This window comes from Halorubellus litoreus, assembly GCF_055378595.1.
The window spans coordinates 1,255,229-1,273,398 of sequence record NZ_AP043836.1; the positions used below are offsets into that span (position 1 = coordinate 1,255,229).

Annotated in this window: 20 protein-coding genes; 7 read left to right on the forward strand and 13 right to left on the reverse strand. The window is 70.5% G+C overall.

Features of this window, described 5'->3' with window-relative positions; translation table 11 throughout:
• Positions 1 to 102: 102 nt before the first annotated feature.
• Genes ACZ48X_RS10460 through ACZ48X_RS10470 form a run of 3 tightly spaced genes read left to right on the forward strand, consistent with a single transcriptional unit; the run spans position 103 to position 2,481 of the window.
• Entirely contained in the window at positions 103 to 1,146 is a 1,044-nt protein-coding gene (locus ACZ48X_RS10460) for an ABC transporter permease (RefSeq protein WP_336350979.1), read from the forward strand.
• Position 1,147: 1 nt separating this feature from the next.
• Entirely contained in the window at positions 1,148 to 2,095 is a 948-nt protein-coding gene (locus tag ACZ48X_RS10465; RefSeq protein WP_336350980.1) for an ABC transporter permease, read from the forward strand.
• A gap of 5 nt (positions 2,096 to 2,100) precedes the next feature.
• On the forward strand, positions 2,101 to 2,481 hold the full coding sequence (locus ACZ48X_RS10470; protein WP_336350981.1) for a DUF7268 family protein: 381 nt from the start codon (positions 2,101 to 2,103) through the stop codon (positions 2,479 to 2,481).
• A gap of 18 nt (positions 2,482 to 2,499) precedes the next feature.
• Here the strand turns inward: ACZ48X_RS10470 and ACZ48X_RS10475 are convergent, their stop codons facing one another.
• Both ACZ48X_RS10475 and ACZ48X_RS10480 read right to left on the reverse strand, forming a co-directional pair.
• The gene (locus ACZ48X_RS10475) at positions 2,500 to 3,870 is read right to left on the reverse strand and encodes a dihydroorotase (protein WP_336350982.1); all 1,371 of its coding nucleotides are present in this window, start codon (positions 3,868 to 3,870) and stop codon (positions 2,500 to 2,502) included.
• A 45-nt stretch (positions 3,871 to 3,915) separates the two neighbouring features.
• Complete coding sequence (locus ACZ48X_RS10480) at positions 3,916 to 4,626, reverse strand: lipoate--protein ligase family protein (protein WP_336350983.1); 711 nt, start codon at positions 4,624 to 4,626, stop codon at positions 3,916 to 3,918.
• A 54-nt stretch (positions 4,627 to 4,680) separates the two neighbouring features.
• Here ACZ48X_RS10480 and ACZ48X_RS10485 point away from each other — a divergent pair, with 54 nt between their 5' ends.
• Positions 4,681 to 5,601 (forward strand): DUF8155 domain-containing protein, encoded by a 921-nt coding sequence (locus tag ACZ48X_RS10485; RefSeq protein WP_336350984.1) that lies wholly within the window; start codon positions 4,681 to 4,683, stop codon positions 5,599 to 5,601.
• Between the two features lie 39 nt (positions 5,602 to 5,640).
• Here ACZ48X_RS10485 and ACZ48X_RS10490 read toward each other — a convergent pair whose 3' ends face one another.
• From ACZ48X_RS10490 to ACZ48X_RS10500, 3 genes are all read right to left on the reverse strand, one after another.
• Entirely contained in the window at positions 5,641 to 6,807 is a 1,167-nt protein-coding gene (locus ACZ48X_RS10490) for a DHH family phosphoesterase (protein WP_336350985.1), read from the reverse strand.
• Positions 6,808 to 6,868: 61 nt separating this feature from the next.
• The gene (locus ACZ48X_RS10495) at positions 6,869 to 7,300 is read right to left on the reverse strand and encodes a hypothetical protein (protein WP_336350986.1); all 432 of its coding nucleotides are present in this window, start codon (positions 7,298 to 7,300) and stop codon (positions 6,869 to 6,871) included.
• 4 nt (positions 7,301 to 7,304) lie between these two features.
• Positions 7,305 to 7,733 (reverse strand): universal stress protein, encoded by a 429-nt coding sequence (locus ACZ48X_RS10500; RefSeq protein WP_336350987.1) that lies wholly within the window; start codon positions 7,731 to 7,733, stop codon positions 7,305 to 7,307.
• 114 nt (positions 7,734 to 7,847) lie between these two features.
• Between ACZ48X_RS10500 and ACZ48X_RS10505 the strand changes: the two genes are divergently transcribed.
• Complete coding sequence (locus ACZ48X_RS10505; protein ID WP_336350988.1) at positions 7,848 to 8,312, forward strand: universal stress protein; 465 nt, start codon at positions 7,848 to 7,850, stop codon at positions 8,310 to 8,312.
• A gap of 167 nt (positions 8,313 to 8,479) precedes the next feature.
• Here ACZ48X_RS10505 and ACZ48X_RS10510 read toward each other — a convergent pair whose 3' ends face one another.
• The 6 genes from ACZ48X_RS10510 to ACZ48X_RS10535 all read right to left on the reverse strand — a co-directional run bounded on the left by ACZ48X_RS10510 (position 8,480) and on the right by ACZ48X_RS10535 (position 12,201).
• The gene (locus ACZ48X_RS10510) at positions 8,480 to 9,028 is read right to left on the reverse strand and encodes a GNAT family N-acetyltransferase (RefSeq protein WP_336350989.1); all 549 of its coding nucleotides are present in this window, start codon (positions 9,026 to 9,028) and stop codon (positions 8,480 to 8,482) included.
• Positions 9,025 to 9,393, reverse strand: coding sequence for a universal stress protein (locus ACZ48X_RS10515; protein ID WP_336350990.1), 369 nt, complete (start codon positions 9,391 to 9,393; stop codon positions 9,025 to 9,027). Before ACZ48X_RS10515 ends, ACZ48X_RS10510 begins: the two co-directional genes overlap by 4 nt.
• Before the next feature lie 91 nt (positions 9,394 to 9,484).
• On the reverse strand, positions 9,485 to 10,546 hold the full coding sequence (locus tag ACZ48X_RS10520) for an extracellular catalytic domain type 1 short-chain-length polyhydroxyalkanoate depolymerase (protein WP_464379850.1): 1,062 nt from the start codon (positions 10,544 to 10,546) through the stop codon (positions 9,485 to 9,487).
• Between the two features lie 183 nt (positions 10,547 to 10,729).
• On the reverse strand, positions 10,730 to 11,677 hold the full coding sequence (locus tag ACZ48X_RS10525; protein ID WP_336350992.1) for an aminopeptidase: 948 nt from the start codon (positions 11,675 to 11,677) through the stop codon (positions 10,730 to 10,732).
• A gap of 78 nt (positions 11,678 to 11,755) precedes the next feature.
• Positions 11,756 to 11,992, reverse strand: a complete 237-nt coding sequence (locus tag ACZ48X_RS10530; protein WP_336350993.1) for a hypothetical protein — start codon at positions 11,990 to 11,992, stop codon at positions 11,756 to 11,758.
• 2 nt (positions 11,993 to 11,994) lie between these two features.
• Entirely contained in the window at positions 11,995 to 12,201 is a 207-nt protein-coding gene (locus tag ACZ48X_RS10535) for a hypothetical protein (protein WP_336350994.1), read from the reverse strand.
• Positions 12,202 to 12,400: 199 nt separating this feature from the next.
• On the opposite strand from ACZ48X_RS10535, the gene ACZ48X_RS10540 reads away from it, so the two are divergent.
• On the forward strand, positions 12,401 to 13,414 hold the full coding sequence (locus tag ACZ48X_RS10540; RefSeq protein WP_336350995.1) for a type II glyceraldehyde-3-phosphate dehydrogenase: 1,014 nt from the start codon (positions 12,401 to 12,403) through the stop codon (positions 13,412 to 13,414).
• A gap of 163 nt (positions 13,415 to 13,577) precedes the next feature.
• Here ACZ48X_RS10540 and ACZ48X_RS10545 read toward each other — a convergent pair whose 3' ends face one another.
• Together ACZ48X_RS10545 and ACZ48X_RS10550 are read right to left on the reverse strand one after the other, a co-directional pair.
• Positions 13,578 to 16,535 carry a PKD domain-containing protein gene (locus tag ACZ48X_RS10545; RefSeq protein ID WP_336350996.1) on the reverse strand — a complete coding sequence of 986 codons (2,958 nt, stop codon included), beginning with the start codon at positions 16,533 to 16,535 and terminating at the stop codon, positions 13,578 to 13,580.
• 189 nt (positions 16,536 to 16,724) lie between these two features.
• Positions 16,725 to 17,519, reverse strand: a complete 795-nt coding sequence (locus ACZ48X_RS10550; RefSeq protein ID WP_336350997.1) for a helix-turn-helix transcriptional regulator — start codon at positions 17,517 to 17,519, stop codon at positions 16,725 to 16,727.
• 194 nt (positions 17,520 to 17,713) lie between these two features.
• On the opposite strand from ACZ48X_RS10550, the gene ACZ48X_RS10555 reads away from it, so the two are divergent.
• Complete coding sequence (locus ACZ48X_RS10555) at positions 17,714 to 18,103, forward strand: Hsp20/alpha crystallin family protein (protein ID WP_336350998.1); 390 nt, start codon at positions 17,714 to 17,716, stop codon at positions 18,101 to 18,103.
• Positions 18,104 to 18,170: the final 67 nt, after the last annotated feature.

Sequence of the window (18,170 nt, forward strand, 5' to 3'; positions counted from 1 at the left end):
CGAGGCGGATAGCGGCTGGAAGAATCGGGTGATGGCGTCGACTCTCGGGTGTCGATGGCAAGCGTTTTATTGGGACGGTCTGTGTGACGAACCAACACAGGAATGGTCTCGAAGCGATTCATCGCGAAGCGGCTGCTGTTGCTCGTGCCGGTGCTGTTCGGCGTGTCGACGTTCGTGTTCGCCATCCTCCATCTCTCGGGTGGTGATCCGGCACGCATCATCGCCGGCCAGCGCGCGTCCGAGGAGGTCGTCCGGCAGGTCCGCCAGGACCTCGGGCTGAACGACCCGATACTCGTCCAGTACGGGCGATTCCTCGTCGACGTCGTCCAGTTCGACTTCGGGAACTCCTACCAGGTCTCGAAGGGGAACCCGGTTCGGGACGTGCTCATCGCTCGCCTCCCCGTCACCATCGAGCTCGCGCTCTACGGGCAGTTCATCGGGCTCGCACTCGGCCTCCCGCTCGGCATCCTCTCCGCGATCAAGCAGGACTCGCTGCTCGACCACACGACGCGCATCGGCGCGCTCGCCGGTATCTCCGTGCCCATCTACTGGTCGGGGCCGCTCCTCATCCTGTTCTTCTCGGGCTACCTCGGTATCTTCCCGGCCGCGGGCCGCATCGGGTCGACCATCTTCCTCGACAACTCCTGGACGCTCCTCGGGATGGAGTTGCCGTTGACGGGGATGGTCACCATCGACACCCTCCTGCTCGGTCGACCGGTCGCGTGGCTGTCCGCGGTCTCGCACCTGTTCCTGCCCGCGATCACGATCGGCGTGTACTCGATGGCGCTCGTCTCGCGGATGATGCGGTCGTCGATGCTCGAGGTCATCAGGCAGGACTACATGCGGACCGCTCGCGCGAAAGGCCAGGGCGCGAAGATCACGGTCATGAAGCACGGGTTCCGGAACGCGATGATTCCCGTCATCACGGTCGTCGGCATCCAGTTCGGGACGCTCCTGGGTGGCGCGGTCCTGACGGAGACCGTGTTCGGTATCGGCGGTATCGGGACGCTCATCGTCTCCGCGATCAACGCGACGGACTACCCGGTCGTGCAGGGCGCGGTCCTGACGTTCGCGCTGTTGTTCACGCTCGTGAACCTCGGCGTCGACATCACGTACAGCTACCTCGACCCCAGAATCCAGCAATAACATGAGTACCGAAACCACAGACGTCGGCGCGGAACGCGAGGAACGCGGGCGCCTCCAGCGCATCCTGAGTTCGCCGTTCCTCAGCGACTTGCTCTCGAATCGCCTCGCGCTCATCGGTATCGGCATCATCCTCTCGATGCTGCTGATAGCGGTCTACGCGAGGGTGTTCTACGACCTCGGCGCGCTCGAGTCCTCGCGGCTCGGCGGGTCGTTCCCGGACCGGGCGGCGCCCGGGTGGGCTGGCGGACCCGCGGCGGCGAACGAGCTGTTGTTCGGGTCGGATCAGGCCGCGCGGGACATCTTCCGGCGGACGATGTACGGCGCGTGGATCGCGCTGAAGTTCGGGACGATCACGGTCGGCATCTCGACGGTCCTGGGCGTGACCCTCGGTATCCTCGCGGCGTACTACGGGGACGTGACGGACAACGTCATCATGCGGACGATGGACGTCCTGTTGGCGTTCCCGTCGCTCCTGCTGGCGCTCGCGCTCGTCGCGATCTTCGGCGCTGGGCTCTGGAAGGCGGTGATCGCGTTGACGCTCGTGTACACGCCGCGGTTCGCGCGCGTCGTCCGCGGGGCGGCGCTGAAGGTCCTGGAGGACGAGTACATCGACGCGACCGAGGCGCTGGGTGCGAAGGACCCGCGCATCCTGTTCCGGCACATCATGCCGAACACGCTCGCGCCGATCACGGTCCAGTCGACGCTGAACTTCGGGCTCGCCATCATCGACATCGCCGCGCTGTCGTTCCTCGGGTTCGGGGCGCCGCCGGGGTCGCCGTCGTGGGGGAAGATGCTCGCGAACGGCGTGGAGTTCGGCCTGCAGTCCGGGCGCTGGTGGATGTCGTTCTTCCCCGGGCTCTTCCTCGCGTTGACCGTCCTCGGGTTCAACCTCCTCGGTGACGGGATGCGGGACGCGCTGGACCCGCGGATGCAGGACGCGGTCGACTGATCGCGATGGACGCGGAGGCCGCGGCGGGCGAGCGCGTGCTGGCGTACGCGGTGCCGCGCCTGTGGCTGGTCGGCGGGGCGTTCGCGGTCGGCGCGGTCGTCGGCGCGGCGTTGCTCGTCGCGCTCGTCGTCGCGTTCGGGTGGGCGGTCGTCGAGGCCTCGCAGTTCGCGTTCGCGCTCGGCACGCTCGCGTTCGGCCTCGGCCTGCTGGGGTGGTCGGGGTCGGCGATGGCTGGTCGTGGCTTCGAGAACATGCAGGAGCATCTGGACACGAACACGAACTGGACCGAGGCGGATTCGCGGCGCGCGATGGCGCGAATCGGCGGGTTCGGTGGCGGTGCGATGCTCGCGACGGGGGTCGTGGAGTTCGTCGCGCTCGCCGGCTGAGCGCGGTCGCGTCGCGGGTTATCTTCTGACGTTCTCGCCGATAGCGCCCGCTGGGAACGCGTCGTCGGCCGCTGGACCGCCGGTGTCGCGGGCGGCGTCGTACGCGAGGTCGCCGCGGAGGTAGACGCGCTCGGGGAACACGCCCCGCCAGCCGTCGAACGGCGTCCACCCGCACTTCGAGTGCAGGGCGTCGCCGTCGATGGTCGTGGGGTCGTCGAGGTCGACGAGGACGAGGTCGGCGTCCGTCCCTTCGGCGACGGCGCCCTTCCGCGGGAGGTCGAAGACGTCGGCGGGATTCCCGGCGACGAGGTCGCGGACGCGCTCGAGGTCGAGGCGGCCCGTGCGTGCTTCCTCGAGGAGGAGCGGGAGCATGGTCTCGACGCCGGGGACGCCACTCGGGGCGTCGGTGAGGGTCGCCTCCTTCTCTTCGATGGTGTGGGGGGCGTGGTCGGTGGCGACGACGTCGACGGTGCCGTCGGCGACGCGCTCGTAGACGTCCTCGCGGCGGGCTTCGCTCCGGAGCGGCGGGTTCATGCGGCCGTAGGTCCCGAGCGGGTCGCCGGGCTGGCGGTCCGCGGGGCGGTCGGGCGCGTCCGCGCCGGTGAGGTCCGCGCGGGAGAGCAGGAGGTGGTGCGGGCTGACCTCGCAGGTCGCGCCCGCCGCCGCGGCGGCGTCGACGCCCTCGGGCGTCGAGGTGTGCGCGATGTGGAGGGCGGCGTCGGCGTTCGCGGCGACGTCGCACGCGCGCTCGACGGCGGCGGCCTCGGCGTCGGCGGTCCGGTACGCGCTCCACGCGTCCGCGTTCGCCGCGCGCCCCTCGCCGTCGCCCGCGTCGTCGAGCGCGGCCTCGTCGAACAGCGTCGCGTCCTCGGCGTGCACCGTCACGGTCACGTCGGCGTCGCCGGCCTTCGCGACCGCGTCCGCGAACAGGTCCGCGTCGATACCCATGTTCCCAGTCGAGTCCGCGAGGAACACCTCGCCGAGCGCGAACACGTCGCGCTCCAGCAGCGACTCGGGGTCCCAGTCGGCGGTGACGCCGCCGTTGATGCCCCAGTCGACGTACGACTGGTCGGCGAACGCGGCCTTCTCGTCGAACGCCGCACCCGTCGTCGTGGGCGGACTCGTGTTCGGCTGGTCGACGACGGTCGTGACGCCGCCCGCGACCGCCGACCGCGACCCCGTCTCCCACGTCTCCTTGTGCCCGTACCCCGGCTGTCGGAAGTGCACGTGCGCGTCGATGGCACCAGGCAGGAGGTGCTTGCCCGACGCGTCCACCACCGTCTCGTCGCCCGTCGCCGCGGCGACGTCACCCACCGCCGTTATCTCGCCGTCCTCGACGCGGACGTCGGCCGTCTCGCCGTCCGCGAGCGTCGCGTTCCGGAAGAGCATACGCGACGCGTCACCGGCGAGCGCCCTGAAGGCTCCGGTCCAGCGTCAGAGCGCGTCGACCGAGACGACCTCGCGCTCGCTGCCGTCGACGAGCGCGTCCTCGAGCGCTCGGCGGACGCGGTCGGGGTCGCTCGGGCCGCCGGCGCTCGCGACGCTGCCGACGCTCGCGGGGTCGAAGGGGACGTCGAGCGCGCGGTAGACGGGAGCGAGGACGGCGGCGAGTTCGTCGCGGTTCGCGACGGTGAGCACGCCGCTCGTGATGGCGGCGCCCTGCGTGACGCGCTGGGCGAGCCCCGCGAGCTTTCCGTTCCCCGCAGCGCGGAGCGAGTGTTGGCCAGGACAGAACGAGTCGGGGGGTTCGCCGTCGACGGCGTCGACGCCGAGCGCGGAGAGGGCGTCGCGGACGTCCCGACTGAGGGCGTCGTAGCGCTCGTCGAGCCCGCCGCGCACGCCGTCGACGGGCGTGATGCGGGCGAACGCGAGCGTCGTCGCGCCGTCGTACGCGACCGCGCGCCCGCCGACCGAGCGCTCGACCGGCTCGAACCCGTGCTCGCGCGCCGCGGCCGCGGCGGCGTCGTACCCCTCGCTGCGGGTGTCGCGGCGACCGAACGCGACGATGCGCGCCGGCGCCCACACGCGGACCGCCGGCTGGCCGGTGTCGGCGACGCGGTCCCGGAGTCGCGCGGTCGCGTCGCCGTCCGCGAGCGCGTCGTCGAGTCGGCCGCGGACGACGAGCGTCGGCGAGTTCGCTTCCATACCAGAGGGGTCGGACCGCGCCGGTTTAGGCACGTCGCCCCTAACCCGCGACCGATGCGGACAGACGAAGCGAAGGACGCGGCGACGGAGAAGCGCGGGGTGTCGGTCGACGACGACGGCGGCGTCGTCCACCTCCCGCGGGCGGCGCTCGCGCAGTACCGGCGGTACACGCTGTACAACTCGCCGTACGCCGCCCACGACGCCGGGTGCGCGGTGGACCTGTACCCGCTCGACGGCACCGCGCCCAGTCCCGTCAGCGGCGAGGTCGTCGCGACCGAGACGGTGCGCGCGCCGCCGAAGCCGTACGCGCCCGCCGACGATCACCTCGTCGTCGTCGACTGCGGGCCCGTCGTCGCGCGGATCATGCACGTGAAGCCGCGCGTCGCGGTCGGCGACACGGTCGAGCGCGGCGACGACCTCGGCGACCTCGTGCGCGCGGGGTTCTTCGCGCGCTGGGTCCCGAACCACCTCCACGTCGGCTTCCGCCGGCACGACCAGAACCACCTGCGCGCCGGCGGCTCCCTCCCCCTGGACGTCGACGTCGACCCGGTCCCGCTCGACTGGGACGGCACCGGCACGGTCGTCGACACTGGCGAGACGTACGCGCTCCTGGACGCGCCCGACTCCAGTCACCTCGAACCCGGTGCGTTCGCCGGGCTCGCCGCCAGCGTCGCCGGCGAGCGGGTCGTGCTCGACGGCGGCTTCCAGCACTACGACGGTGGCGGAGTGCATTCGGACGCGACCGGCCGCGTCGAGCTCCTCGGCGAGCACGTCGGCGACGCCGTCGCGAGCCCCGGGAGCGCGAACGACGTCGCGTGGCGGCCCGTCGCGGTGCGCGCGAACGACGACCCCGTCCACGGCATCTCGCTGTTCTGCGGGCAGCGCGGCGACTACGCGGTGAAGCTCGTCGGCGAGAACCTCGCGTTCGAGGTCGGCGAGCACGTCGCGGTCGAACTCGACCCCCTTACCGGGTGAACCCCGCCGAGGGGTTTACGCGAGACGTAAACCTCCGCGTCACTCGGCGGCCGCGGACGCGTCGTCGTCGTCGCCGTCGTCGTCGCCGGCCTCGTCCGCTCCGGCGTCATCCGCTCCGCCCTCGTCCGCTCCGGCCTCGTCCTCTCGTTCGAGGTGCCGGAAGCCGTCGAGGATGACCTGCTTCGCCGTGGCGCCGCGCGTCGTCCAATGGTGCGCGTAGTCGAGCATGTCGTCGTAGATGTCGGGCTTGCAGCCCGCCGCCTTCGGGTGCCCGCCGCCGTTCACCTGGCCGGCGACCTCGTGGCAGCGCTCGAATCGGTCGGTGCCGCGGATGCTCGCGGACCCCGCGGGTTTCACGACGACGCTCGCGTCCGCGCCCTGCTCGCGGAACGCTTCGGCGACCTCGTTCTGCGAGCACCGCCCGTACGTCACGCCGACCGTCCACCCGTTCACCTCGCGTATCTCGCCGCGGTCCACGGCCTTCTCGATGAGCGCCTCCTTCTCCACGCGACGCTCCGCGAGGAGTTCCTGGGCGTCCGCGGGGAGGTCCGCGCCGCCCTCGCGGACGATATCGATGTACTCCTCGGGGTCCAGCCAGTACGCGAGGTCCGCGAGGTCGTCGCTCCGCGGGTCCTCGCGCAGCCAGAGGTCGTGGTCCCGGGTCACCGCGGCGAGGTCGACGTACTGCTCGTCGAAGTCGTACTCGAGCGAGCGGACCGCGACGTCCGCGGTGCACTCCTCGTCGCTGTTCCCGACGACGAGGTCCACACCGGCGTCGCGGACCTTCGCGGCGACGTCGTCGTCCCACTGGTGGTGGTCGAACCACCGCACCGACCCCGCGGTCTCGACGAGCGCCGAGAGTTCCTCGTCGACGTACTCGAACTTGTCCGGGCAGAGGTCGCAGACGAACACGTCCAAGCCGGGTTCGCCGTACTCCGCGACGAGCTCCATGCCCTCCTCGAGGTCGTGCGGGCCCGCCGGCACGAGGCCGGCGTCGCCGTAGACCTCGCGCAGCAGCGCGACGCACGCCAGTCCGTCCGCGTCCGGGTCGGCGACGACGGCGACCGACTGCCCCGCGAGCGCCTCGGCGGCCTCGCGCTCCCGTCGCTCCTCGTCGACCTCGTCCGGCACGAAGAACCCTGTCCCAGGAAGTACCGACTTCCGCGCGAGCGACATGTCGTCCTGCTCGATGAGAGACTCGTCCATACCCCGAGGACGCGAGCGCGCGGCAAGTAGGCGGCGGTTCGCGAGTGGTAGCGGCGCGCAGCTACTCGCTTGCCCGCCGCTGGAGCGCGTGCACGCCGATACCAACACCGTACGCGACCGCACCGAGGACGAGCGCGGGGATGGCGGGCCCCACGAGCAGGGTCGACGTCGCGCTCTCGACGGTCGGTTCCCGGCCGATAGGTGCGTCGGTGAACGCGTACGGCACCCAGAACGGGAGCAGGCCGCTCCAGGCCAGCAGGACGCTCGCGGCGATTCCCCGGTTCAGGTACGCGTTCGCCGCCGCGAGCGAGAACCCGACCGCGCCCGCCCCGACGAGGGACACGACGTACGCAGGGAACCAGTCGACCGACGGCGCGAAGAACACGCCGACGACGAGCACGGCGAGCGCGAGTGCAGCAGCGACGAACCCACCCGTCGTCCGCGCGTCGCGACCGAGCACGTGCTCGCGGAGCACCGCCATCGAGACCGCCATCGCGCTACTCCTCTTGGAGCTGACGCACCGTCAACACCGGGCGGTCGCACGTCCGCACGACGCGCTCGGCGACGCTCCCGATGAGGAACCGGTTCTCGCCGTGCCGCCCCCGGGTGCCGGTGGCGACCACGTCCGCGTCCACCTCGCGCGCGTACGCCGTGATCTCCGCCGCCGGACGGCCCTCGCGAACCGCCGTCGTCACGTCGACGTTCGCGCGCTCCGCGACCGTCGACAGCGCCGCCTCACCGTCCGCCTCGAGCGCACTCCGTAGTTCGTCGCGCACCGACTCCGGCGAGGACTCCACCTCGGAGGCGTCCACGACGTACAGCGCGTGCACCGTCGCGTCGAACCGCTCGGCGAAGTCGAGCGACACGTCGACCGCGCGCTGCACGCTCTCGGAGCCGTCCGTCGCGACGACGACCGAATCGAACATACCCGAGGGAACGACCGGCCGCGGCTTAAAGCCACCCGACGCACCACGACCCAACCCCGGAACCACGAGGCGAACGCACGCACCTTTTTGGTGCCCGCCGTCGCACTGCCCGCCATGAGTACGCCCGCGCCAGCCGAGGCGCTCGAGGTCGACACCGTCCTCGTTCCCGTCGACGGCAGCGACGAATCGGTGACCGCCGTCGAGTACGCCGTCGCCATCGCCGACGAGTACGACGCCAGCGTGTACGCCGTCTACGTCGTCGGCCAGGACGTCGTGCGCGCCGTCGAAGAAGGAGCGGTCGAAGCGGACGACGTCTCCAGCGACAGCCAGTCGTTCATGGACGACGTCGCACCCATCGCCGCCGAACACGACGTCGAACTCCGGCACTCCACCGCGTACGGCTTCTCGACCACACGCAAGACCCAGCACCCCGGGAGCGTCGTCCTCGACACCGCCGACGAGGTCGACGCCGACTTCCTCGTCGTCCCCCGCGAACCCATGGGCGAAGGCGGCGACGTCCTCGCCAAAGCCGCCGAATACGTCCTCCTCTACGCCAGCCAACCGCTGCTGTCCGTGTAAGCGACCGCGAGAACCGTCGACTCCCAGAACCGGCGGCCTGGCGGCCGCCGGACGCTTGGTCAGTCCGCGACCACACCACAGAACCGGCGGCCGGGAGGCCGCCGGACGCTTGGTCAGTCCGCGACCACACCACAGAACCGGCGGCCGGGAGGCCGCCGGACGCTTGGTCAGTCCGTGAGCCTGAGACTCATCTCGAGTTCGAAGCTCTCGGACCCACAGGTCTCGAACCCGACGTCGCGGTAGAGTGCGACCGCGGCGCTGTTCCAGCGTTCGACCGTGAGCCACACGCGGTCGACGCCCTCGCTCGCGCCGTGCCCGAGCAGCGTCTCCAAGAGTTCGCGGCCGATACCGGCGCGCTGGTACTTCTGGAGGACGAAGATCGCGAGCTCGTACGCGTGCTCGCCGGGTTCGCCGTGCGCTGCGTCCGGGACGAGCGTCGCGTGCCCGGCGACGTCGTCGCCGTGGAACGCCGCGACGTTCAAGCCCTCGTCGAAGATGGCGTCCAGCCAGTCGTACACGCGGTCCTCGCCCGCCGGCGGGATGCCCTGCGCGCGGTCCGCGGGGTCGAACGCGACGTACATCTCCGCGACCGCGTCCATCTGGGCGTCGTCGATCGCGTCGATACGGATCTCGCGGTCCTCGCGGTCCGCGAACGACCGCGGTGGCGTCGGGAACCCGCTCGTCGCGTCGTCGGGGTACGCACGATTCCCGGTCATCGCACGAGTCGAACGGACGTGGTAGCGTTCAAGAGCACGAACTCGGTGACGGGCCCGAGGCGGATCTTCCCCATCGGGCTCTCGGTACCGCCGCCGATCGCGAGCTCGTCGAACCCCTCGCGTTCGGCGGTGTCGACGAGCGACGCGCCCGGGTCACCGTCGAGGAATCGCACGTCGACGTCGAGCCCGTGACGCTCGGCGACCGTGCGCGCCTCGTCCGCGACGTCCTCGGGGGACTGCTCCATGTCGTCCTTCTCGATGACCGCGATGGTGAGGTCGTCACCGGCCTCGACCGCGCGCTCGACCGTCGACTCGAGCGCGCGCATCGACTCCTCGCCGCCGGCCACTCCCAGCAGTACTCGCATACTCGCATCCATCCGCGGAGACGTCAAAGTGGTTTCGCCGCCGTGGAGTGGCTTCGCCGCCGCGGAGCAGACCGCGAGCGCGCACGGCCCGCTACCAGCGCTCGAAGAACCGCCAGATGGCGTCGGTCGCACTGGGTGCGTCCGGTTCGGCGTACGTCGCGCCGCTCGCACCGCCACTCCAGTCGTGCCCGAGGCCGTCGACCGTCCAGCGTTCGACCGCCACCCGGCCCTGTGCGTCGACGTGCCGTTCCCGCTGCCAGTCGAACCCGCCCGTGGACCCGGTCGCGGTCTCGCTGGGCGACCAGGAGACGTCCCCGTCGGCCGCGCCGTCGCCCACGTAGTCGCTCGTCCCCGCGGCCTGCACCGCGGCCTGATAGCCGTTCACGGGGTCGACCGTGTAGTCGTCAGTCCCGTGGAAGACCGCGGTCGGCGTGCGGCCGACGACGTCGTTGCCGACCATCGCCTCGTACGCGTCGAGCGCTTGGGCTTCGGGGTCGGGGCCGCCGTACGTCATCGACCACGTCGCGCCCGTCGCGGTCTCGGCGGCGTCGTACTCCAGGCCGGAGTGGACGGCGCCGGCGGCGTACACGTCCGGGTACGCGACGAGGAGGTTCGGGACCATCGCCGCGCCCGCGGAGAACCCCGCGACGTACACGCGCGAGGCGTCCGCGCCGAGCCGGTCGACCTCGTGGAGCGCGATGCTCGTGATGTCCGCGCCCTCCCCGCTCCCGCGGGCGGTGTTGTAGTCGTAATACCAGTTCCAGCAGTCGAACGAGTTCGAGAACGACGACTGATCCGGATAGACGACGGAGAACCCTTCGGCGGCGGCGAGTGCGTTCATCCCGGTCGCGTACGCGAACTCGTCGGGCTCCTGACTGCAGCCGTGGAGCATCACGACGAGCGGCCGGTCCGCGCCGCCGCCGTCGGGGACGTACCGCGTGTAGTGGACGCCGTCGTGGTACTCGTCCGTGTACTCGCCGCTCGGTACAATCCTGTCGGTGGACTCGCCGCTCGATACAATCCTGTCGGTGGACTCGCCGCTCGACGCACCCGCCGCCGTGTCCGCGCTCGCGGTCGCCCCGGCGGCCCCGACGGCCGCCGCGGTCGCGCTCGCCCGGAGGAACGCACGTCGCTTCATGCTACGCGAAGACATGCCACGCGGCGTGCCAGTCAACGGACGGGTTAACTGGTTAACCAACCGCAGCGAAAGCGGCAGCAAGTGACAGATAATTCACGTGGGCGGACGACAGCAGCGTCGGTTCACGCCGGTGTCGGCCGCGTCGGCTACGGCTGCGGGAGGTCCACGACCTCCCCGTCTCGCGGCTTCGCCGCTCGACTACGGTCGAGGAAGTTCCACTTCCTCGCCGTCCGCGTACACCGTCGGGTCCTGGATGACGCCGTCGGAGTGGATGGGCGCGTCGGTGTCGCCGCCGATACCGGCGTTGTCGCCGATGGCGATGTGGACCGTTCCGGCGGCCTTCTCGTCGAGCAGCACCGAGCCGACGAGGTCCGTGACGGCGACGTTCGTCCCGATACCGAGCTCCGCGAGGTTGTAGACGACGTCGCCGGCGTCCGCGGCGAGGTCCGCGAACTGCTCGGCGATGCGGTCGTCCTCGATGTTCACGACCTGGCCGTCCTCGACGTCGAACGCGAGCGTCTGGTCGTCGTCGAGACGCTCGTACGGCATCATCGTCCCGTCGACGACGAACCGGCCGTTCGCGGTCTCGGGCGCGACGAACACCTCGCCAGCGGGGAGGTTCGAGAACTGGCCGTCCTCGTGGACCATCCCGGTGTCCGCGAGCCACTCGCGCTCGCCGGCCTCGAACGTGATGTCCGTCCCGAGTTCGGTCGTCACCCGGACCTCGTCGGCGTCCGCGACCTGCGCGAGCACGTCCTCGCAGTGGGCCGCGATACGCTCGTAGTCCGCGTCCAGTCCGGTCGTGAACACGTCCTCGGTGATACCGGGGAGCGTCGCGCCGCGCGCGCCGGCGTCGGTCGCCGCCGACCGCGCTCGCGTGTGACTCAGGCTCTTCGACGTCGGCGCGAGGAACACGTCCGCCGCCGCCATCGCGGCCGCGACCGCCTCCGGCGGCTCCTCGCCGTGGTTCTCGCCCGGCGGGTACTGGAGGATGGTCGCGTCGTCGGTCGCGTCGAGCGCCGCGTCGTACAGCGCCTCGCCGATGGGGCGGCGCTCGTCGTCGGTCACGACGACCACGCTCTCGTCCTCGCTGACGGCCATGCACTGCTCGATGGCGGTTCGCGCCGGCGCCGAAAGGTCGCTCATGGCGAGGAGTCCGACCGGAACCGGATTAGGTCTTGTCGTCTCGACGCGACCCCGCGGGACCGACCGTCGAATCCCCAGCTAGAGCGCGGTGGAGACGACGAACGCACCGCCGACGGTCGCCGCGAGCCCGAGACACACGAAGGCGCCGCCGAGCACGCGCACCGCGTACTCCGGCCAGCCGGGCTCCGGCGTGGACGGGATGCCCCAGGCGAACGCGAGCCAGAACGTCGGCGAGCGCAACTGGACGACGCCGGTGAGGAGCGCGACGACGCCGGCCCCGGCGAGGAACGCGCCGAGCCCGATGGGTCCCGTCACGGTCACACGAGCGTGGACGCGAGCATCGCGAACAGCCCGACGACGCCGAGAATGGCGCCGTCGGTCTGCACGTAGCTGAGCGCGGAGCGTCGGCCGCCGACGGCGAACAACCGCGCCGGCCGTTCGTTGTAGTCGGCGGGCGGACGGACGGCGTTCACGCCGCCGACGAACAGCACGAGTCCGGCGACGAAGGTGGCAGCTGCGAGCACGTTGGATTTTGATAGAACAGCATAGATAATAAACATGTACCTTGCGTAATTAAGGCGCGTCGGGGAGCGACCCACCCACGACCCGCGACTCGACCGACGCTCGAAAGGTACTCGCTCGCGAGTCCTTCTTCGGGGCTCTCCGGGCGTCGACGCGACCGCACTCGGAACTATTAGGACGCTGGCCGGCGCAGCCTCGCGTATGATACAGGTCGCGGTCAACGGGTACGGAACGATCGGCAAGCGCGTCGCGGACGCCGTCCGCGCACAGCCCGACATGGAGGTCGTCGGCGTCGCGAAGACCAGCCCGAACTTCGAGGCCGAAACGGCCGTCGACAAGGGCTACCCGCTGTACGCCGCCATCGAGGACCGCATCGAGCTGTTCGACGACGCCGGCATCGACCTCGCCGGGACCGTCGACGAACTCGTCGCCGAAGCCGATATCGTCGTCGACGCGTGCCCGTCGGGTATCGGCGCGGACAACGTCGCGATGTACCGCGAGCACGACACGCCCGCGCTCCTCCAGGGCGGCGAGGACGCCGACGCCGCGGACGCCAGTTTCAACGCGCGCTCGAACTACGACACCGTCGAAGGACTGGACGTCGTCCGCGTCGTCTCCTGTAACACCACCGGCCTCAGTCGCCTCATCAAGCCCCTCGAAGAGGCCTACGGCGTCGAGAAGGTGCGCGCGACGCTCGTCCGCCGCGGCGGCGACCCCGCCCAGACCGGGCGCGGCCCCATCAACGACATCCTCCCGAACCCGGTCGGCCTCCCGAGCCACCACGGCCCGGACGTCGAGACGATCTTCCCGGACCTCGACATCGACACGCTCGGCCTGAAGGTCCCTGCGACCCTCATGCACATGCACTCGATCAACGTCACCCTCGCGGACCGCCCGAGCGCGGACGCCGTCCGCGAACTGCTGGAGGGCGAATCGCGGACGTTCGTCATCCCCGAGCACCTCGACCTCGACGGCGCCGGCGCTATCAAGGAGTACGCGATGGACCGCGGTCGACCGCGCGCGGACGTCTGGGAGAACTGCATCTGGGGCGAGTCCGTCACGATGGAGGACGACGACCTCTACCTCTTCCAGGCCATCCACCAGGAGTCCGACGTCGTCCCGGAGAACGTCGACGCCATCCGCGCCGTCCTCGGCACCGACGACCAGACCGCGAGCATCGAGACGACGAACGACGCGATGGGCATGGGCCTGTAGGCGGCGCGACGCGCCCGACACCCACCGCGTTCCCGCAGGCATCGCTCGCTTCTCCGGACGCCGACCGCGAGCGTCGGCTATCCGTTCGTCGCTCGCAGATAGAATCGAGTCGCCGCGCAGAGCGAAACGCGGTCGGTCAGTCGCCGCGCCGGTTCGTCGACCGTCAGCGACGCCTGACGCCGACCGCGAGCGTCGCGAGGACCGCCAGGACGGCGACGGCGACGCCGAACCCGGGGCTGCCCTCGTCGGGCGTCTCGGTGGTCGTCCCGGCGGAGGCGTTCGTGGTCGGTGCCGCGGACGCCGCGGTCGTCGGCGCGCTCGTCGCGTCGTCGGTACCGGTCGCGGTCGGCGGCGCGGTCGTCGTCGCCGCGTCGGTGGTCGTCGGCGCCGCGGTGGCCGTCGCAGTCGGCGGGGCCGCGGTCGTGGTCGGCTCCGTCGTCGTCGGGCGCTCCGTCGTCGGGCGCTCCGTCGTCGGGCGCTCGGTTGGTTGCTCCGTCGGCGGTGGACTCGTCTTCGGCGGCGGGCTCGACGTCGTCGTCGTCGTCGGCGGGCTCGTCGTCGTCGGCGGCGGGCTCGTCGTCGTCGGCGGCGGGCTCGTCGTCGTCGGCGGAGTCGTCGTCGTCGGCGGAGTCGTCGTCGTCGGCGGAGTCGTCGTCGTCGGCGGCGGAGTCGTCGTCGTCGTCGCTGCTTCCACCGTGACCGACCGCGTCGTCGAGTTCACGTTCCCGGCCTCGTCCGTCACGGAGAGCGTTATCGTGTAGTCGCCAGCGGCAGCGTACTGGTGCGTCGCGTTCTCGCCGGACGTCGTCGTCCCGTCACCGAACGTCCAGACGTAGCCGGCGATACCGACGTCGTCGGTCGACGCGCTCGCGTTCACCGACACGTCCTCGCCGACCGCGACCGTCGCCGGCGACCGGTCGAACACCGCGACAGGTGGCGTGTCGTCGGTCTCGAGGAACGACTCGTCCGCACCCGACGTCACCGTCGGACACGACACCTCGACGCCGTCCGGGCCGTCCGTCGCCGGGTCGTAGACGTCGAGCGCGTTCGAACCCGACGCCGGGTCCGTGCCGACCGCGCCCTGTCCGTCAGCCGTCACCACGTTCCCCGCGAGGTAGTTCCCCGACGTCGCGAGCGTCCCCCACGCGTCGCTGTAGAACGCGACCGCGTTGTTCGTCACGTTGTTCCCCGTCACCGTGACGTTCCCCGCCTGCGTCCGGTACTGCGAGTCCGGGCGCGCCAGGTACAGCGCCGCGACCCCGCTGTCGTTCAGGTGATTCCCGACGAACCGAACCGTCGCGCTCGACCGCGTCGTCTGCCCCACGGTCGCCGCCACCGACGCGCCGTACGTCGGCGCGCCCGTAACCGTGTTGTTCGTCACGTTCAGGTCGAAGTCGTCGACCGCATCCGTCCCGAACAGCTCCACCGTCATCCCGTTGGCGTCACCCGCGAGGTCGGTGCCGGTCGCCGTCATCGCGAACCGGTTCCCGTCCACGCGGACCGCGTCCGTCGACCGCGCCATCCGCCCCGTGAACGAGAACGCCTGCTCCGCCGCCTGCACGTCGTTGCGCGTCACCGAGACGTTCGCGAACGTGAACGGCTTCGCCGGGAAGTACCGCGTCTCCGCCTCACCCGACCCCGAGAGGCGAAGGCCCGCGCTGTTCGACGTCGGAACCGTCACGCGGTTCCGGTCGATAGCGACGTCCTGGAACGTCCCGTTCGCCATCGGCCCGTCGAGCGAGATCCCGACCTGGTTGTAGCCCGTGACGACGTTCCCCGAGATCGAGGCGTTCCGGAGGACGCCCGCCTCCGTCTGCGTGTGGAACGTGATTCCCTCCCCGCCCGTCTCGACGTCGTTCCCGTCGATACTGACGTCCTCGACGACGAGACCCGTGTACTGGTCGGGCGCATCGACGAACACCGCGAGACCGCTCGACCCGCTATCGGGGCCGTTCATGTCGTTCCCGCTGATGTCCACGCCGGACGCCTCCGAGAACGCGACGCTCAGCGCGTCAGCCTGGCCCGTCGAGTTGATGGTGTTGTCGCAGATGACGAGGTCCGACACCGCGACGCCGTCGTTCGCGGTCACCAGGAGGACGTTCCGGACGTCGCCGCTGGACGTGAACGTGTTGTTCTCGACGGCGACGCGCGCCATCGTCCCCGGCGTCGCCGGCTCCCCGGCGACCGACAGTATCGCCTGCTCGTTGCGCGTCTCGAAGTCGTTCCCGGTCACGAGCACGTCCGTGACGTCGTGGCCCTCGTCGCGCGTCGACACGTCGAACGGGTTGTACGAGACGTTCACGTCGTTGTCCGCGACGGTGAGCCCCGAGATGCTCGCGTTCCGCGCGTACGTGTCGAGCACGAACCCGTAATCCATCGAGTCCGGCTCTCCCGCGACGACGTTCCCGCGGAACACGACGTCCGCCATCCCGCCCTCGTCGGTCCCGTGCTGGATCTCGACCGCGGTCCCGACGTCCTCGAACTCGTTGTCGAGGAACGCGACGTTCGCGTACGTCGTCCCGGTCGCCGTCGAGCTGTCGTCGTCGTCGTCGACGACGTGAACGCCGGCCCGGTCGCCGTCGGCCCCCGACCCGACGAACCGCACGCGCTCGACGACGAACGAGTCGAGGTTCCCGTCGATCTCGGTCCCGTCGATACCGACCACGCTGTTCCGGTCGATACCGCGGAACTCGCTGTCCCGTATCGTGACGCCCGAGAGCGTCTCGTCCGCGGCGAGCGACAGCTCGACGCCGCCGTACGCGAACCGCGGTTCGAAGACGACGCCCTCGATGGTCGTCCCGGAAGCGTTCGCGGTGAGGACCAGCGCGGGCCCGTAGTCGTAGTCACCGATGACGGGCGCGTTCGCACCAGCGCCGACCGCGTTCGGGTCCGGGTCGCCGCGAATCGTCAACGGCTTGTCGAGGACGTTCAGGTCGGTTCCGCCGCCAGCGTCGTACGTCCCGCTCTCGACCTCGACCGTATCGCCAGCGGACGCGTTGTCGACGGCGAACCAGAAGTTCTCGTAGTCGCCCGAGCCGTCGGCGGCGACGACGATCGTCGACGACGCCGCGCCCGCCGTCGTCGCCGGCGCGAGTCCGACGACGACCGTGCTCGCGACCACCGCAACAACCACAGCGAGTGTAACCCAGGTCCGTGCCCTTTGGTTACGACTTCCCACCGGATACATACAACACCCACGAGCATCGACGTCAAGACCTTACCTGATGGTCACGGCGTCACGACGTGACCGCTCGTTCACGCCGTGAACGAACCCCACAGAACGCACCCCGCGAGCCGCGGCACGACGCCGTCAGGAAGAGAAGTCCGCTGGCGTCAGCGGCTCGCTCGCCGCGAGGTGGTCGTCGAGTCGGTCGTCGACCCACGCCCGCATCTCGTCGCTCTCCCACTCGACGATGCCAGCGATCGTCCCGTTGTCGGTCGTCGCCGCGAGCACCGCGTGGTCGTCGAACCGCGCGACGAACGGGAACGTCGGGTCCGGGTCGCAGACCGCGACGACCGCGTCCGTCCGCACGAGCGCCGCGAGCGGTTCGCGGACCGCCGGCGTCTCCTTGGCCACTGCAAGTGCGCCCTCCGTGACGAACAGTTCGAGGTTCTGATTGGCGTCCCGCACCAGGTCGAGGTGCGCTTCGGTCGCCTCGACCGTGATGCCGACCGCGTACATGCGAGCCACGTCCGCGTTCGTCCCGAGTTCCGTCAGTCGTTGCGTCGGCAGCAGCGGTTGCGCGGCGTTCGGTGTCGTCACGGACGCGGCCGTGAGCGCACCCCGCGGAAGGACGACGTCCTCCAGCGGGAACTCGGGGAGCAGCGGCGCGACGCGCCCGACGCCCTCGAGTTCGTCGAGCGCCGCCCGGATGGCGTTCGCGAGCGCTCGCCCCTCGACGGTCGCGACGTACTCGCGGCCGTCGGTCGTCACCCACGCTCGCTCCTCGAGCTCCCGGAGGATGCGACCGACCGTCACGCGCGAACTCCCGGTCGCCGCCACGAGCGCCGACCGCTCGCACGGCCGGTCCGCGACCGCCTCGAGGATACCGAGGCGGTTCCGGGACCGCAGCACGTACGACATCGCGTCGAACGGGTCGTCCATGCCACAACCGCGAGCGCGGCCGTCATCAACCTACCCCTGACGCGACCGTGGCCGTCATCAACCCACTCTTGACGTGCGCGACGGCCCGGCCACGCCACGCGCCCTTCACCAGCAGTCACCTCGATACGTCGGGAACCATGACACGGATTCCCGCGGACAGAAGGCTTTTGAGTACGCTAACGTTACTGGGAGGCATGCGGCGTGACGACAACGACGAGCCGTTCGACGACTTCTTCAAAGAGATAGAGCGGATGATGAACGACATGATGGGGGACGGCTCGGACGTGCACTTCGACGGTGGGGACGCCGGATTCGGTGCCGACACGCACGTCGACGTCCACGAGACCGACGACGAGATCCGGGTCGTCGGCGACCTTCCCGGGGTGGAGAAGGACGACATCAAACTCGAGTGCGACGGTGAGACGCTCACCATCAGCGCGCACACCGAGCACCGACAGTACGACGAACGCGTGTCGCTCCCGGTGCGCGTCGACGAGCACTCCGCGACCGCGACGTACAACAACGGCGTCCTCGAGGTCGTCTTCGACCACGCGGACTCCTCCGCGGGAATCGACCTCCAGTAACCACCTGCTACGCCGGTTTCTTTCGCGCCCCCGACTCGAGACGCGCCGCGTTCGCGCTCGTGAGAAC

What these genes read in the sequence shown, in the direction of transcription:
- ACZ48X_RS10500 (WP_336350987.1), bottom strand. Translation starts at nt 7,733, where the DNA reads ATGTTCGATTCGGTCGTCGTCGCGACGGACGGCTCCGAGAGCGTGCAG.
- ACZ48X_RS10490 (WP_336350985.1), bottom strand. Translation starts at nt 6,807, where the DNA reads ATGGACGAGTCTCTCATCGAGCAGGACGACATGTCGCTCGCGCGGAAG.
- ACZ48X_RS10505 (WP_336350988.1), top strand. Translation starts at nt 7,848, where the DNA reads ATGAGTACGCCCGCGCCAGCCGAGGCGCTCGAGGTCGACACCGTCCTC.
- ACZ48X_RS10520 (WP_464379850.1), bottom strand. Translation starts at nt 10,546, where the DNA reads ATGTCTTCGCGTAGCATGAAGCGACGTGCGTTCCTCCGGGCGAGCGCG.
- ACZ48X_RS10470 (WP_336350981.1), top strand. Translation starts at nt 2,101, where the DNA reads ATGGACGCGGAGGCCGCGGCGGGCGAGCGCGTGCTGGCGTACGCGGTG.
- ACZ48X_RS10525 (WP_336350992.1), bottom strand. Translation starts at nt 11,677, where the DNA reads ATGAGCGACCTTTCGGCGCCGGCGCGAACCGCCATCGAGCAGTGCATG.
- ACZ48X_RS10495 (WP_336350986.1), bottom strand. Translation starts at nt 7,300, where the DNA reads ATGGCGGTCTCGATGGCGGTGCTCCGCGAGCACGTGCTCGGTCGCGAC.
- ACZ48X_RS10480 (WP_336350983.1), bottom strand. Translation starts at nt 4,626, where the DNA reads ATGGAAGCGAACTCGCCGACGCTCGTCGTCCGCGGCCGACTCGACGAC.
- ACZ48X_RS10475 (WP_336350982.1), bottom strand. Translation starts at nt 3,870, where the DNA reads ATGCTCTTCCGGAACGCGACGCTCGCGGACGGCGAGACGGCCGACGTC.
- ACZ48X_RS10485 (WP_336350984.1), top strand. Translation starts at nt 4,681, where the DNA reads ATGCGGACAGACGAAGCGAAGGACGCGGCGACGGAGAAGCGCGGGGTG.
- ACZ48X_RS10510 (WP_336350989.1), bottom strand. Translation starts at nt 9,028, where the DNA reads ATGACCGGGAATCGTGCGTACCCCGACGACGCGACGAGCGGGTTCCCG.
- ACZ48X_RS10540 (WP_336350995.1), top strand. Translation starts at nt 12,401, where the DNA reads ATGATACAGGTCGCGGTCAACGGGTACGGAACGATCGGCAAGCGCGTC.
- ACZ48X_RS10555 (WP_336350998.1), top strand. Translation starts at nt 17,714, where the DNA reads ATGCGGCGTGACGACAACGACGAGCCGTTCGACGACTTCTTCAAAGAG.
- ACZ48X_RS10465 (WP_336350980.1), top strand. Translation starts at nt 1,148, where the DNA reads ATGAGTACCGAAACCACAGACGTCGGCGCGGAACGCGAGGAACGCGGG.
- ACZ48X_RS10460 (WP_336350979.1), top strand. Translation starts at nt 103, where the DNA reads ATGGTCTCGAAGCGATTCATCGCGAAGCGGCTGCTGTTGCTCGTGCCG.
- ACZ48X_RS10550 (WP_336350997.1), bottom strand. Translation starts at nt 17,519, where the DNA reads ATGGACGACCCGTTCGACGCGATGTCGTACGTGCTGCGGTCCCGGAAC.
- ACZ48X_RS10515 (WP_336350990.1), bottom strand. Translation starts at nt 9,393, where the DNA reads ATGCGAGTACTGCTGGGAGTGGCCGGCGGCGAGGAGTCGATGCGCGCG.